Origin of the sequence: Streptomyces sp. NPDC015171, assembly GCF_043079545.1 — a bacterium.
Classification (GTDB): Bacteria; Actinomycetota; Actinomycetes; order Streptomycetales; family Streptomycetaceae; genus Streptomyces.
Genome location: NZ_JBIBUO010000008.1, coordinates 192,016 through 205,002, shown reverse-complemented (window position 1 = coordinate 205,002; position 12,987 = coordinate 192,016). Strand labels below are relative to the sequence as shown.

General features: G+C 72.2%; 10 protein-coding genes, 3 pseudogenes and 1 riboswitch. Of the genes and pseudogenes, 7 read left to right on the top strand and 6 right to left on the bottom strand.

What is annotated here, in order from left to right; all coding sequences use genetic code 11:
- Positions 1–287: 287 nt before the first annotated feature.
- The gene (locus tag ACF073_RS22860; RefSeq protein WP_392073155.1) at positions 288–1,610 is read left to right on the top strand and encodes a phosphatase PAP2 family protein; all 1,323 of its coding nucleotides are present in this window, start codon (positions 288–290) and stop codon (positions 1,608–1,610) included.
- A gap of 184 nt (positions 1,611–1,794) precedes the next feature.
- Here ACF073_RS22860 and ACF073_RS22855 read toward each other — a convergent pair whose 3' ends face one another.
- The 3 genes and pseudogenes from ACF073_RS22855 to ACF073_RS22845 form a co-directional block, all read right to left on the bottom strand.
- Positions 1,795–3,195, bottom strand: a complete 1,401-nt coding sequence (locus ACF073_RS22855; RefSeq protein ID WP_392072739.1) for a purine-cytosine permease family protein — start codon at positions 3,193–3,195, stop codon at positions 1,795–1,797.
- Positions 3,185–3,280, bottom strand: a riboswitch (TPP riboswitch). Its footprint overlaps the gene before it by 11 nt.
- A gap of 317 nt (positions 3,281–3,597) precedes the next feature.
- Positions 3,598–4,698 (bottom strand): annotated as a pseudogene (locus ACF073_RS22850) (hypothetical protein); the annotation flags it as partial.
- A 172-nt stretch (positions 4,699–4,870) separates the two neighbouring features.
- A complete protein-coding gene (locus tag ACF073_RS22845) occupies positions 4,871–6,076 on the bottom strand; it encodes an acyl-CoA dehydrogenase family protein (protein WP_392072737.1) in 1,206 nt (401 codons plus the stop codon).
- 366 nt (positions 6,077–6,442) lie between these two features.
- Between ACF073_RS22845 and ACF073_RS22840 the strand changes: the two genes are divergently transcribed.
- From ACF073_RS22840 to ACF073_RS22830, 3 genes are all read left to right on the top strand, one after another.
- On the top strand, positions 6,443–6,757 hold the full coding sequence (locus ACF073_RS22840) for a hypothetical protein (protein WP_392072735.1): 315 nt from the start codon (positions 6,443–6,445) through the stop codon (positions 6,755–6,757).
- A 78-nt stretch (positions 6,758–6,835) separates the two neighbouring features.
- Entirely contained in the window at positions 6,836–7,129 is a 294-nt protein-coding gene (locus ACF073_RS22835) for an ArsR/SmtB family transcription factor (protein ID WP_392072733.1), read from the top strand.
- Positions 7,126–7,515 carry a VOC family protein gene (locus ACF073_RS22830; RefSeq protein WP_392072731.1) on the top strand — a complete coding sequence of 130 codons (390 nt, stop codon included), beginning with the start codon at positions 7,126–7,128 and terminating at the stop codon, positions 7,513–7,515. The genes ACF073_RS22835 and ACF073_RS22830 overlap by 4 nt, the downstream gene beginning before the upstream one ends.
- A gap of 12 nt (positions 7,516–7,527) precedes the next feature.
- Here the strand turns inward: ACF073_RS22830 and ACF073_RS22825 are convergent, their stop codons facing one another.
- Together ACF073_RS22825 and ACF073_RS22820 are read right to left on the bottom strand one after the other, a co-directional pair.
- A complete protein-coding gene (locus ACF073_RS22825) occupies positions 7,528–7,923 on the bottom strand; it encodes a contact-dependent growth inhibition system immunity protein (RefSeq protein WP_392072729.1) in 396 nt (131 codons plus the stop codon).
- A gap of 35 nt (positions 7,924–7,958) precedes the next feature.
- A pseudogene (locus tag ACF073_RS22820) lies at positions 7,959–8,198 on the bottom strand (TetR/AcrR family transcriptional regulator); the annotation flags it as partial.
- A gap of 110 nt (positions 8,199–8,308) precedes the next feature.
- Here ACF073_RS22820 and ACF073_RS22815 point away from each other — a divergent pair.
- Positions 8,309–9,292: a phosphotransferase family protein gene (locus tag ACF073_RS22815; protein WP_392072727.1), complete on the top strand. Its 984-nt coding sequence runs from the start codon at positions 8,309–8,311 to the stop codon at positions 9,290–9,292.
- Between the two features lie 271 nt (positions 9,293–9,563).
- On the top strand, positions 9,564–10,991 hold the full coding sequence (locus ACF073_RS22810; protein ID WP_392072725.1) for an alkaline phosphatase family protein: 1,428 nt from the start codon (positions 9,564–9,566) through the stop codon (positions 10,989–10,991).
- Positions 10,992–11,174: 183 nt separating this feature from the next.
- Here the strand turns inward: ACF073_RS22810 and ACF073_RS22805 are convergent.
- Positions 11,175–11,548: pseudogene (locus ACF073_RS22805) on the bottom strand (metalloregulator ArsR/SmtB family transcription factor); the annotation flags it as partial.
- A gap of 201 nt (positions 11,549–11,749) precedes the next feature.
- Between ACF073_RS22805 and ACF073_RS22800 the strand changes: the two are divergent.
- Positions 11,750–12,964, top strand: a complete 1,215-nt coding sequence (locus ACF073_RS22800) for a cytochrome P450 (RefSeq protein WP_392072723.1) — start codon at positions 11,750–11,752, stop codon at positions 12,962–12,964.
- Positions 12,965–12,987 lie beyond the last annotated feature (23 nt).

Sequence of the window (12,987 nt, the reverse complement as noted above, 5' to 3'; positions counted from 1 at the left end):
ACCCGTGAGCCGGCGGCCCGCGGGCACCGCCTGACCCAGGTCAACGACCCGGCCGTGGCCGGCCTCGTCGAGCAGACACTCCTGTCGAACTCGGCGGAATCCGCTCACGGCACTCCGCTAGCATGATCCAACTAACGGCACGCTACGATCACCTGTCCGCCACCGGAAGAACATGCGTCCGGCGTGAAGAGTGACCCGTTCACCTTAAAATTCAACAAAATTCAAACACATCGGCCGATCACTTGATACCTATACCGTCGCGCGATTCTTCGCGAATAAACAACAGAATCAAGTCCACCGCGTGGCGTCGGCCACGGGTCATACTGTGGACGGCGGCAGGCGTGGTGGCCCTCGGGTTCCTCATCATGCTGGAGATCGCCGCTCGCCATTACGGCCAGCCGGGGCCCATCACCAATCAGGCAAAAGAGGTGATATTCGCCCCCAAGTCCGGGCCGCTGCTCTACGCCAGCATGGCCTTGATGATGGTGGTGCTCACCTGGCGGCAACGCCTGATCGCGGCAGGTGTCGCGATAGGCATCGACGTCGTCTTCCTGCTGGTGCGGTGGGCGGTCGGCGCTGAGGTGTCGCACGGCCACTTCTTCGGCAACGGCGCCCTGTGGGTGCTCCTCGGCTGCGCGGTCCTCGCGGTCACGCGCCGCACGGGCCGGGAACGAGTCCTGCTGCTGAAGGGCGTCGGGCTGGGACTGCTGCTGGTGGCCGGCCGCAAGACCGGCGACACCTGGCTGCTCATCACCTCCAAGACCCGCCCGACGGTGCTCGACCCGTACGTGGCGACCGCCGATCACGCGCTGGGCAACCCGTCGTGGCTGGCCGGGCGCATCGTCGAGGCCACCGGCACGGTCGGCGCCCATGTCCTCGACTACGTCTACATCCAGCTCGCGGTGGCCGCGGTCGCCGTCGCCCTGTACCAGTTGCGCAACGTGGCGGTCGAGCGTCGCTTCCCCGACCACCACCTGGTCCGCACGTTTCTGGTGATCGGCCTCCTCGGGCCGGCCATTTACATGATCTTCCCGGTGGTCGGACCGATCTTCGCCTACGGCGCCGACGGCGGGCACTGGGCGACGGCCGACCTGTGGCCCGACACCCCGACCCCGGTCATCGCGCCGCACTCGATCCCGTTCGACGAGATCACCCCCCGCAATTGCATGCCCAGCCTGCACACGGCGTGGGCCACCGCGATATTCATCCACTCCCGCAAGGGACCCCGCGCTCTGCGCTACGCGGGCACGTTCTGGCTGATCGCCACCCTCGGGGCGACACTGGGATTCGGCTACCACTACGGCGCCGACATCGTCGCCGGTGTGGTGTTCACCCTCACGATCGAGGCGGCGCTGCGCTCGCTCGCCCGGGGCTGGGACCAGTCGGGGACCCAACTGGTCGCCTACGGCGCCACGGTCTTCACCGCGCTCCTGCTGTCGTACCGCTACCTGTCGCTGCCGATGGCACACCATCCGTGGGTGTTCGGACCGCTGGTCATTCTGGCGATGGCCTCGGTGATCTACCTCTACGCACGGACCACCAGACTGTGGGAACCGAAGGCCGCCCCGGTGCCGCAACCGGAACCGGCCATGGCCGCCGTCTCCGGCTGAGAGCGAGCAACCGCCCGGCGCCGCCGGGCCCGCTCACACCCGTCGCCCCGGACCGCAGCAGCGGTCCGGGGCGACGCGCGTGAGGCGACGGGCACACCGAGCCCGTCGCATCCGGGGACCTCGCGGACCACCTTCTGGGGGGGGCGTTCCGCGTCGCACCCCGAGTGCCCCTGGCGGGGCTCGGTCAGGTCCGGCGCGGCATCCGCAACGGCGTGTAGACGAGCAGGGTCGCGAGGAACGCCACGGGGTAGGCGAGGTCGGCGCCGTGCAGGGCCCGGGCGACCGGACCCACGTACAGGCTGGTGCTCATGAACGGCGCCGCGGCGGCGAACCCGACGACGAAGGCGGTGAGAGCCGGCCACCACGGCTGCGGCTCCGCCTCCTCCGCCCGCAGGTCGATCGGCCGGCCGCCGCGCGCCCTCTTCCGGGCCGCCCAGTCGACGATCACGATCGCGACGAACGCGGGGATCCAGTAGCCGACGAACAGCAGCACGTTCTGGAAGCGGGCCGTCGTGTCGGCGGCGTGCATCCACAGCACCAGCGGAAACCCGAGCAGCGCGGCGAGCGCGGCGGCGACCGGCCGCGGCACCCGCACGCCGACGGTCTGCAGCGCCAGCGACCCGCTGTAGTCGTTCATGGCGTTGCTGCACAGCGCCGCGAGAGCGACCGCGAGGAGCCCGAACGCGCCGAGCGCACCGCCGCCGAGCAGCCGGTCCACACCACGGGCGCTCTGGTCGGTGAACTGCGCGGCCCCCCACAGGCCGAGCGCCTGTACCGCGACGAAGGACACGCCGACACCGAGCAGGGTGCACCAGAACATGCGCGTCCGGGATGCCGTTCGTGGCAGGTAGCGGCTGAAGTCGCTCGCGTAGGGGGCCCACGAGAGAGCGAGACTCAGAGCGATGGCGCAGGTCAGCACGAACGCGCCGGCCCGATCGGCGCCGTGCACGGTCGTGGCCGTCGTGGGCTGGGTGCCGTGCGCGAGCTTCACCGCCAACGCGACGAACGCGACGGCGAGCGCGAAGGTCATCACCGTCTGCAACCGGTGGATCGCCTCGTACCCGATCACGCCCAGCACCCCCTGGGCCGCCAGCATCACCAGGACACCCAGCCAGAAGGGCCAGCCGCACAGCTGGGCCAGCGCGTCCCCGCCGAACAGGCCGATCAGCGCGTCCCAGGCGATGGACGACAGCCACTGCAGAGCGCCCGGCAGGGCCACGGCCCGGCCGAAGGCCAGCCTCGCCAGCGGCAGCTGGCCCGCTCCGGTCTGGCTTCCCCAGGTCCCCAGATAAGCCGTGGGCACCGCACCGACCACGGTGCCGAGCACCACGGCCAGCAAGGCGGTGGCGAAGTCCAGACCGAGGGCCGCCCCGACGGTGCCGCTGAACACGCCGGTCATCGTCAGGTTCGGGGCGAACCACACGGTGAAGAGGCGCCGGGGACCGCCGTAGCGGGCGTCCTCGGGCACCGGTGTGATCCCGCGCGTCTCCACCCGCAGATCGCCGGGGGCCGCCGGCATCCGGCCGTCGAAGACGCGTCGCACCTCGGCGACGGCCGTCTCTTCATGGGCGTACGGCAACGACATACGACATCCCTCCGCCAGTCCTAACTGGTTCAGGTTCAACGGGTGTGATCTCAGCCCCCGTGCGGGGGCACCCCGTGTCCAGGTACGCCGGCCAGAATAGCCCGGATCGGTGGCCGGTTCCGGCCGGGGTGAGGGGGGCCGCGCGGACCGGGTGACCGCGATCCCGACACGGCGAGCGCGGCGGCCCCTCCGAGAGCCGGGCCGGCTCCACCCCGCGTCCCGGCGGTGCGCACCGCGCTCGGCAGCTTCGGACCGGCGGGACGGGGCCCGGGACAGAGGGGACGGGCCCCGGGACCGGCGGACGGGCCTTCACTCTCGGAGACGAGGTTCGACCTCGACCCGGCCCGCCGCGAGGGTGGGCATCCGGCGACTCGCCGAGGACGGCGGATGGGGGGGACGAAGTCAGGAACGCGCCCTCGCCGGTGCGCTGTTGTAGGCCTGCGCCCGCAGGGCCGGGCGGCCCGAGCGCAGGGCCTCGGCGGGCCAGGACAGAGTGACCGTGCGCGACTCGCCGAGGAGGAGCCACAGGTAGTTGTCGCTGTACAGGGTCGGCAGGACGCGGCCCTCGCCCCGGCCGTCCAGCAGCGAGAGACGGACCATGGCGGCGACGGCGGGGCCGCGGTTGCGGACGGTGGCGGTCAGCTGGTGACGGGGGCCCGTGCGGGAGAGGCTCGTGACCGAGACCGACAGCTTGACCTGCCGCACCGTGTTGAGCGCTCTCATGTCCTCCGGAGTGCGGTGACGCCAGTAGGTGTTGCGGGACAGCACCCGGCCCCCGCTGTCTTCGAGGGTGCGCCGCAGCAGGTGCAGGGCGGGCACGTCGTCCGGCCGTCCGGCGGTGAACGCCGGTGCGGTGGAGGACGGGGCGATGTCGAGCCTCGCGGACCTCGGGGTGCCCAGGGGGCGGCCCGCGAGGTCGTGGGCGCGGGCCGTGACCGTGACGCCCTTCATCGCGGTGGCGGTGTGGTTGACCGCGAGGACCTGCCACTTCAGCGGGTCCGCCTGGACATGCAGGGGCTCGCAGGCGCTGCGGGCGCCGTAGTAGGTGCCGTTGACGTCGAAGTCGTAGTCGCACGTCTGCCAGACCGTGCTGTGCCAGGCCGGGTGGGACAGGTGGTCCTCGTACTGCGGGGACCAGCGGGTGCCGGGGCCGCCGTCGGTGGCGTGGGCGGCCGGGTGGTCGTGGTCCTCGGTCGAGGCGGTGGCCGTGCGGTGCCGTGCGAGGTCCGTGCCCGGGTTCCGGCTGTCGATCACGGACAGGGACCACAGCGAGTTGCCCCAGCTCGTGTTGCGCAGGCCGCAGCTGATCCGCAGGTACCGGCTGGTCCGTGCGGTGAACTCCGCGACATGGAGACTGGCGTCGCCGTTGTCGCAAGGCAGGGGTACGGCGGTGTTGTCGACGGTCTTCGCATCGGTCCAGGTGGAGTCGTCGGAGGAGACCTGCACCACGAACCGTGCCGCGTAGGCCTGTTCCCACACGAGGTCGACGCGGTCGAAGGACTGCTGGAAACGTTGTCTGACAACGTTGCCAACGGCTGATCCGTGCCGCCGCCCCTGTCAAGGCTCGCGACAGGATCGGGGGGTGACCGCAGCGATCACTGACGGGACGTCATGTGCCCGGCGCTCGCCTCGGGGTGACCCGTCCGCCGTCTCCGCCCCGTTCGCGTCCGTCGGCTCAGACGAGGAAGGTGGGCTGCTCGGTGATGCCCAGCAGGCTGCGGCCGTAGATCTCCCGGCCGAGGTCGGGGTTGACGACGCCGTGGCGGGACGCGGTGCCCAGGTCGCGCCAGATCCGCTGGAGGGGGTTGGCCAGGGCGAAGGCGCTCGCACCCGACACGGAGACGAGGCGGTCCACCGCCTCGCGGCTGCGGATCGCGGCGACGGCGGTGTCCATACGGACCCGGGCCCGCTCACCGACCGTCAGTTCCCGGCCCTCGGCGGCGGCGTGGTCGAGGTCGTCGGCGGCCCGGTAGGCGTGCAGTCGGGCGGTGTCGACGAGGGAAGCCGCGTCGGCGAAGGCGAGCTGGACGCTGGGCGAGTCGGCGAGGCGCGCGTAGACGGTCAGGGCCATCGGCTTGCGGGCCGCCGTGGCGAGGGCCAGCTCCAGGGCCGCCCCGGCCATGCCCAGCATGGGGGCGACGACCGTGAGCGCGAGCATCGAGGAGACCGCGACGGCGTTGCGGGGCTCGCCCTCGTGGCGGCCGGCGTAGGCACCGGCCAGGACACCTCCCATGCTGAGCGTCCGGTGGGCCGGCACCCTCACCTGGTCGACGACGAGGGAGTTGCTCCCGGTGCCGGCCATACCCGCGACATGCCAGGTGTCCTCGACCGTCACCTCGGCGACCGGCACCAGGGCGATCACCGGCGGCTGGTCCGCCGCGCTCGGGGCGATCGCCAGGACCACCCAGCCGGCGTGGTCGATGCCCGAGGCCCAGCCCCACCGGCCCGTCACGACGAGATCGCCGTTCTCGGCGGCGACCGCGCCGCCCGACGGGGTCAGTGATGCGGCGACCGCCGTGTCCCGGTCCCGGCCCCAGACGTCCGTACGGGCCTGGTCGTCCATCAGCGAGGCGACGAGGCTGCCCCCGGCGTAGATCGTCGCGATCCACGCGGCGGAGGCGTCACCTCGGGCCAGTTCGGCCGTCACCTCCATGCAGGTACGCACCCCGGCCCCGAAGCCGCCGAAGGCGCGCGGTGTGCCGAGACGGAACATGCCCGCCTCGCGCAGGGCACGGGCGGCCTCGTCCGGCACCCTGCGCAACCGTTCGCCCTCCGCCGCCTGCCCGGCGAGAAGGGGCACGAGCCCGCCGGCCGTCGCCGTCAACTCGGCACGCACACCGGTCTCATCGGCCAGCGAGGGGGAAAGCAGGGGCGGGTTCACGGCAGGGCTCCCTCGGGTGCGGGATCGGGGACGGCACACGATGTCATGAGCCGCCCCCGGTATCCGCGGGACGCGCTCATCGCGTGGACAGCGGCGCGGGAAGTGCCACACGGGCGCCGGAACGAACGCCGGTGCCACCACGGGGGACATCCGTGACACAGGATGCGGCGACGGACACGGCGGACGGGCGGCACCGGACGTCCAGTGCCCCTGAACCACGCGCACCGGCAGGAGCTGCGCACGACACGAGCGGTGGTGGCACCGGCTCGGCCATCTCGCCCAGGTACGGCAGCTGCGCCTGCCCGCCCACCGCACCTCCGACGGGCTCACCGGCAGTTCGGGTACACGGCGCCGACCGACTGCCAGGTGCTCATCGTCCCCTGGGCCGGCCTGCTCGACCACCCGCACCTCCCCCGGCTGCCGTCCCTGGCCGTCGCTCCCGCCCCGGCCCCGCAGGCCCGGCTGCTGCTCGCCCGTCTCGACACCGCCCGGGCTCTCTCCCGGCAGCCCGGCCCGGCGGGCACCGACGCGGCGCGCGCGACGCTGACCACGCTGCTGAGCGGCCTGGTACGGGCCCGCTCCCCCGTCGCCGCCCCACCGCAGCCACCGCGCACGGCGGCCATGGCGTACGCCGGCCCCAGCCACTTCCGCCGCGTCCGCCGCACCGCGTACGGAAAGTGACCGCGAGGGCGGGGAGACCTGGGCCTCCTGAGCCCGCCCGACTTGATAGGCAAGCCGGCACTTGCCTATGGTGAGGAGGTGCCGGACGACCTCTTCAAGGCCTTGGCCGACCCCACCCGCAGAAAGATCCTCGACGAGCTGACGGAGCGGAACGGTCAGACCCTGTTCGAAATATGCGCGCGGCTGACGACCAAGCACGGTCTGGGCTCGTCCCGGCAGGCGATCAGCCAGCACCTCGCCGTACTGGAAGGCGCGGGCCTGATCCGGACCAGGCGCCAGGGCCGCTTCAAGTTCCACGACCTCACCACCGAGCCGCTTGAGCGCATCGTCACCCGGTGGCTCAGCCCTCACGCACCGGAGGACACCCCATGAGGATCCACCTCACCAGCGTCTTCGTCGACGACCAGGAAAAAGCGCTGCGCTTCTACACGGAGGTGCTGGGCTTCGTGAAGAAGCACGACGTCCCGCTGGGCGACACGGTCCGGTGGCTGACCGTGGTCTCCCCGGAGGAACCCGGCGGCACCGAACTGCTCCTCGAACCCTCCGGCCATCCCGCGGTACGGCCGTACAAGACGGCACTGGTGGACGACGGCATCCCGGCCGCCTCCTTCGCCGTGGACGACGTCCGGGCGGAGTTCGACCGACTGCGCGCACTGGGGGTGTACTTCACCCAGGAACCGCTGGAGATGGGCACGATCACCACCGCGGTGCTGGACGACACCTGCGGCAACCTGATCCAGATCGTGCACAGCGAGTAGGGCGCCCGCCGCCTACCGGGCCAGAAAACGCTCCGCCGCCCGCTTCAGGTCCAGCGGCAGGCCACTCGGCTCCGAGACGATCAGGCGCAGCTCGCGCCCGAGTTCGGGTACCGCGCTCCACACCTCGCCGCCCCGGCTGAGCACGGCGGCCAGCAGGTCGCCCGCGTACAGGTCGCCCTCCGCCATCGGGTCCGCTCGCAGCACCTCGAACGCCAGCGGCAAAAGGTGGGCAAGCCCCACGTTCTGGCCGATCAGCAGCCGCATGTCCGCGACCGTCAACTCGCCGAGGGGCTTGCGCCGCAGCGCGTGCGCGGTCGCCACGAGCCGGGTCGCGTCACCCGGCGGGTCCGGCCAGCGGTCGCGCTCCAGCTGTTCGAGGGAGCGGTCGCGGTCGATGTGCGAAGTCACCGGTGGATCGTCCCACGCCGACCGCCGGCGCCGCCTCAGTCCTGCCGGAAGATGCGGTCCAGCTGGTGGTTCAGGACCGCGGCGGCCGCCTCCGCGCTGCGCTGGCCGACGAGAACGCCGGTGCCGAGCCCGGCCGACATGGCGAGCAGGCCGACGGCCTCCTCGCGCCCGTCCGTACCGGGGCGGAGCAGATCGCGCTCCTCCGCCTGGCGCAGGAGTGCGACCAAGGCACCCTCGGCGGCATCGGGGTCGCTGATGAAGGGCTGCGCGGCGAGCACGCGAGCGAGATCAACCGCCGCATGCTGGGCTTCATGGCCTCCCACGACTGACGACCAGCTTCTCGAACGGCACCGGGGCGGCCCTTCGCGATCACTAGGCTGCTGTCATGGCTGAGGGCGGGAGTGCGGCGACGGGTGCGACCGGGGCGGATGCCGCGGGGTGGGCGCGTACCCGGGCGTGGGTGGAGCGGAGCCTGCGGCCCGGGGACCGGATCGATGCCGTGGTGGGACTGCGCGGCGGCTGGACCTCGCAGATGCGCCGCATCGAGGTCGCGGGAGCGGACGAACCGTACTCCCTCGTGCTTCGGTCCTTCGTCAAACCGTTCTACGTGAAGCACGCGTGGGGGCTGCTCACGCGGGAGGCGGACGTACTGCGGCTGCTCGCCGGCACGAACGTGCCGGCCGCGCGTCTTCATGGCGTCGACGCGGACGCAGAGCACTGCGACCATCCGTCGCTGCTGATGTCGTTGCTCCCGGGGCGTCTCCGGCTGGACGGGACGGACCTCGATCGGGAGAGCGAGCTGCTCGCCGCGCAACTGGTCGCGATACACGGGCTGTCCGTCCCGGAGGCCGCGCGGCCGCGCGACTACGAGGCGTGGACCGGTCCGGAGCGGGTGAGGCTTCCCGGGAGCCCGAGCCGGCCGGACGTGTGGCAACGCGCGGTGGAGGTGATCCGCCGTCCGCCCCCGCCGTACCGGCCCCGCTTCCTGCACCGTGACTTCCACCCCGGGAACGTGCTCTTCGGCGGGGAAGGGCACGACCTGGCCGTCACGGGTGTCGTGGACTGGGTGGAGACGTCCTGGGGACCCGCCGACCTGGACGTGGCGCACTGCTCCACCGCGCTCGCTCTGCTGCACGGGGTACGCGCCGGCATGCGGCTGGCGGACGACTACGCGGCCGCCGGCGGCCTGCTCAGTGACGACCCCGCCGACCACCTGTACTGGCGGGTGCTGGACGCGCTGGCCTACGCGCCGGACGCGGAGAAGGTCGCCGAGCCGTGGCGGGAGCTCGGCAGGGCGGACCTGACACCGGCCGTGCTCACCGAACGCCTTGAGCGGTACCTCGTCGCGCTCTTCCGCCGGTACGGCTGAGCACGCGGCCGGCGCGGAGGGGACCTGTCCGCCCGGGCGCGCGCCCGAATCCCCGCACCCGCCGGGTGTTTCTCAACGGACGGCAACAGCCGTGCGACGTCCGGGCGTGGGGGGTCACGGCTTGGCCAAGCCCTTCCCGCACGTTGGCCGCATGTTCACCGCCCATCCCTGATGCGCCCCGCGGTGACGGGCGAAGGATAAGCGGTGGCCCGCCTTCCGGCCGGGCCGGCCGTGCTTCCGACAGAGCTTCTCCTCTCAAGAAGGGGCCGTCATGGCTGAGTTGACACGCCGTAGACTCCTGGGTTCGGCCGCGGGCGCGCTGGGTGGCGCGGCGGCCCTCTCGCTCCTCCCGCCGAGCGTCCAGAAGGCCGTCGCCGCCGGGCCGCCCGCCACGGGCTCGCTGCGCGACATCGAGCACGTCGTGATGCTGATGCAGGAGAACCGGTCCTTCGACCACTACTTCGGCACCCTGTCGGGCGTCCGGGGCTTCGACGACCCGAACGCCCTCGCCCTCGACACGGGGCGGAGCGTCTTCTACCAGCCCGACGCCGTGAACCCCAGGGGCTATCTGCTGCCCTTCCACCTCGACACCCGTACGACCAGCGCCCAGGCCATCCCGTCCACCAGCCACGCCTGGTCCGTGCAGCACCAGGCGTGGAACGGCGGCAAGATGGACCAGTGGCTGCCCGCACACCGCAAGGCCGACGGGGTCAACGGCCCCTATGTGATGGGCTACTACACGCGCGAGGACATACCGTTCCAGTTCGCGCTCGCCGAGACCTTCACCATCTGCGACAACTACTTCTGCTCGGTGTTCGGCCCCACCTGGCCCAACCGCCTGATGTGGATGACCGGCACCATCGACCCCGGCGGCACCCGGGGCGGTCCGATCATCAGCAACACCGCGCCCACGCCGTACCGGTGGACGACGTACGCGGAACGGCTCCAGGCCGCCGGGGTCAGCTGGAAGGTGTACCAGCAGGACGACGACTACGGCTGCAACATGCTGGAGCAGTTCGCCGCGTTCAAGAACGCGCGGCCCGGCTCCGACCTGTACGAGCGCGGCGTACGCCCCCAGCCCGAGGGCACCTTCGAGGACGACGCCCGCAACGACCGGCTTCCGGCGGTGAGCTGGATCATGCCGACGAGCTACCAGTCGGAGCACCCCGACTACCTGCCGGCGGCCGGCGCCGACTTCGTGGCATCGAAGATCGAGGCGATCGCGTCGAACCCGAAGGTGTGGCGCAAGACCGCGTTCATCCTCAACTACGACGAGAACGACGGCCTGTTCGACCACGTGCCCCCGCCCACCGCGCCCGCGGGCACGCCGGACGAGTACATCCAGGGCCTGCCGATCGGCGGCGGCTTTCGTGTTCCGGCGATCATCATCTCGCCCTGGACCGTGGGCGGATGGGTCGCCTCGGAGGCGTTCGACCACACCTCGGCGCTGCGGTTCCTCGAACGGTTCACCGGGGTGCGGGAGCCGAACATCAGCGACTGGCGGCGCACCGCCTTCGGCGACTTCACCAGCGCCTTCCGGTTCCGCGACGGCCGTCCTCGGCCGCCCCGGCTGCCCGATGACACCGCGGAGCAGCTGGAGAAGGCGAAGGAGGAGGTGGAGACGCTCCCGAAGCCGACCCTGCCGGGGGCGGACCAGACCTTCCCGCACCAGGAGAAGGGCCGCCGCCCGCACGTATGACACCCGGAAGGGCCCGCGCCGTCGACGCCCGGGCCCTCGCCGCGGGCCCCGGCCACTGCCTGATCAGGCCGGGGCCCGGTCATGCCGATTACACGGTGGCGGAGTCCGCGCCCATGGGCGCCGGACACGCGCGGCTGGGGGACGGCTGTGTTCCACTCCGGTCGCACCGACGCACGGTGCGGCTCAGCGCAGTACGGCCGCCAGCAGGTCGGTGCCCAGCGCCGTCAGGCCGGGCAGGTCGAGGGTTGCCGGACGTGGCGGCCGTTCCGCCGGGCCGTGAGCAGGCCCGCGCGGCGCAGGACGGCGAGGTGGCGGGAGACCTCCGGGGGCGAGAGTTCCCAGACGTGGGCCAGCTCGCCGGTGGTGTGGGGGCCGCGCGCCAGGGTGCGCGGCAGCCGCAGCCGTACCGGATGGGAGAGTGCGTCGAGACGAAGGGTGACCGTTTCCAGCGACACCGGCTCCGCCGGGCCCGGTTCGGCCACGGGGTACTGCACCACCGGCTGTCACCCGGGGGCATGGACCGCCACCAGCTGCGGGCGGCCGAAGACACTGGGGAGCCTGCGGGCGCGCGCTGTCCACGGCGCCGGCGCGTGGACGCGGATCCGCATCCGTTCGGACGACTCGGCCGGGCCCGCCGGAGCGCCCGACGGCCGCCGTGGCCTGTGCGTGCCATGCTCGCGCTGGCGGGCACCGGTGCACGAGGCACGTCGTGCTGCCGGGGCGCTCGCTCCGCCCTGCCCCGCAGCGAAGGATCCCGTATGCCGTCCCACAACCAGTCAGTGGTCGCCTGCCCCTTCGACTTCAGTGACGCGCTCGAGTTCGACCCCGCGCTCGAGGCCCTGGCCCAGCGCGGCCCGGTCAGCCGGATCCGGCTGCCCTACGGCGAGGCCGAGGCGTGGCTGGTCACCAGCTTCGCCGGAGTACGCCAGGTGACCATCGACCCGCAGTTCAGCCGGGCAGCGATCGTCGGTCGGGACTACCCGCGCATGACGCCGGAGCCCATCGTCTCGCCGGAGTCGATCAATGTGACGGACCCGCCGCACTCCACCCGGATGCGGCACGTCGCTGCCCTGGCGTTCACCCGCGACCGGGTGAACGCCATGCGGCCGGCCGTGGACCGCGTCGTGTCCGGCCTGCTCAACAAGATGGCCGACGCGGGACCGCCCGCCGACCTGGTGACCCACCTCTCGGTGCCCCTCCCCCACCTGACCATCTGCGAACTCCTCGACGTCCCCGAAGGCGACCGCGACGAGCTCCGCACCCTCACCATGCGGCTGCTGTCGACCGACCCCGACGCCCGCCAGGACGCCGCCGACGCCAAGGCCCGGCTGCGCGCCTACTTCGCCGAGATGGTGCCGCAGCGCCGCCGCAATCCGGGGCAGGACCTGCTCAGCACCATGGCCACCGCGCCGGCCCCCGAGGGCCAGGACCCGCTGACCGACGACGAGCTGGCCGTCCTGGCCGTCACCCTCATCCTCAGCGGCAACGACACCGCCACCTGCCAGATCAGCAACATCGCCTATCTGCTGCTGACCCGGCCCGAGGAGCGCGCCGCGCTCGTCCAGGACCTCGAACGCGTCCCCGCCGCGCTGGAGGAACTCCTGCGCTACATCCCGTTCCGCAAGGGTGTCGGCATCCCGCGCATCGCGCTCAAGGACACCGAGGTCGAAGGCACCCTCATCCGGGCGGGCGAGTACGTCCACGTGTCCTACCTCACGGCCAACCGCGACCCCGCCATCTTCCCCACCCCGCACGACCTCAACCTCGAACGCCCCACCCACCCGCACATGACGTTCGGCTGGGGCGGACACCACTGCCTCGCCGCACCGCTCGCCCGGGCGGAACTCGACTCCGCGCTCACCGGTCTGCTCGCCCGGTTCCCGGACCTCGAGCTCGCCATCGCCGCCGAAGACGTCCCGTGGGACACCCAGACCATCCGCCGGTTCCCGCTCCACCTCCCCGTCACCTGGTGAGTTCCCGGTTCTGAGGGCCACCG

Excerpts from the sequence above, each read along its gene's own strand:
- ACF073_RS22855 (WP_392072739.1), bottom strand. The coding sequence starts at position 3,195 with ATGTCGTTGCCGTACGCCCATGAAGAGACGGCCGTCGCCGAGGTGCGA.
- ACF073_RS22830 (WP_392072731.1), top strand. The coding sequence starts at position 7,126 with ATGAGGATCCACCTCACCAGCGTCTTCGTCGACGACCAGGAAAAAGCG.
- ACF073_RS22815 (WP_392072727.1), top strand. The coding sequence starts at position 8,309 with ATGGCTGAGGGCGGGAGTGCGGCGACGGGTGCGACCGGGGCGGATGCC.
- ACF073_RS22810 (WP_392072725.1), top strand. The coding sequence starts at position 9,564 with ATGGCTGAGTTGACACGCCGTAGACTCCTGGGTTCGGCCGCGGGCGCG.
- ACF073_RS22800 (WP_392072723.1), top strand. The coding sequence starts at position 11,750 with ATGCCGTCCCACAACCAGTCAGTGGTCGCCTGCCCCTTCGACTTCAGT.